This is a genomic window from Ligilactobacillus sp. UO.C109, from assembly GCF_026847815.1.
GTDB lineage: Bacteria > Bacillota > Bacilli > Lactobacillales > Lactobacillaceae > Ligilactobacillus > Ligilactobacillus salivarius.
The window spans coordinates 1-554 of sequence record NZ_JAPSFH010000041.1; the positions used below are offsets into that span (position 1 = coordinate 1).

Consider the following 554-nt stretch of genomic DNA (forward strand, 5'->3'; position numbering starts at 1 on the left):
ATCATCACCTTGGTAGGCCGTTACCCCACCAACTAGTTAATACGCCGCGGGTCCATCTAAAAGCGATAGCAGAACCATCTTTCATCTAAGGATCATGCGATCCTTAGAGATATACGGTATTAGCACCTGTTTCCAAGTGTTATCCCCTTCTTTTAGGCAGGTTACCCACGTGTTACTCACCCGTCCGCCACTCCCAGACCAGTCAGTCGACACTATCGAAGGTAATAAGCTGGTTGAAGAAAAGAACAGTTCTGAAAAGCTGGATCCAACGGTTCCAGTCAAGACCAAGGTTGATGATCCAACGAAGCTGACTGATGACGAAAAGAAAGAAGTCGCAGACAAGGTCACAGAAGCCAATAAAGACCCGGTACTCTATTGTTCTTGTTACCACGTTGTCTCTAGTAACTGTTTCATGTTTATGCTTCAAATGAATTGTTACCACGTTACTTTCATCGGTACCATTTTCTGGGAAGGTGTAATCCGTTGGATTTCCTGCTACTTCCTCATAATTCTCTGGTACTTCTGGGGTAACCTTTACAGTTTCTCCTGTCTTG

1 protein-coding gene and 1 rRNA gene are annotated in these 554 nt (G+C 44.6%); one reads left to right on the forward strand and one right to left on the reverse strand.

All coding sequences use genetic code 11. From position 1 onward, the window contains the following. Window positions 1-211 (reverse strand): 16S ribosomal RNA (locus tag OZJ21_RS09245); the annotation flags it as partial. A gap of 96 nt (window positions 212-307) precedes the next feature. Between OZJ21_RS09245 and OZJ21_RS09870 the strand changes: the two genes are divergently transcribed. Continuing rightward, window positions 308-554, forward strand: a 247-nt coding sequence (locus OZJ21_RS09870) for a hypothetical protein (protein WP_442916316.1), incomplete at its 3' end; no start/stop codon positions are given.